Here is a 300-nt window from a genome sequence, read left to right as displayed (position 1 = left end):
CCACTTTATCGTTGAAGAAACTGAAGGAAGAAGGTAAGAAATTTTCTTGTCTCACCAGTTACGATGCGTGTTTTTCTGCCTTATCGAATGAGGCAGGAATCGATGTACTGTTGATCGGTGACTCTTTGGGCATGGTGCTTCAAGGCAACGACAGCACGCTTCCTGTTACCATGGATGATATGCTTTACCACACCGCTTGTGTGAAAAGTGGCAATTCCCGCAGCTTGATCATGGCTGACCTACCCTTCAATGCAAATAACAGCATCGAACAGACGATTCATAATGCAGGTCTGTTAATGC

Annotated in this window: 1 protein-coding gene; it reads left to right on the top strand. The window is 45.0% G+C overall.

Features of this window, described 5'->3' with window-relative positions; translation table 11 throughout:
• The coding region (locus tag A3739_RS08650; RefSeq protein WP_197472216.1) for a 3-methyl-2-oxobutanoate hydroxymethyltransferase at positions 1-300 on the top strand (300 nt) is incomplete at both ends.

The sequence above is a fragment of the Oleiphilus sp. HI0067 genome (assembly GCF_001635735.1).
This window is presented reverse-complemented; position numbering and strand designations above follow the sequence as displayed.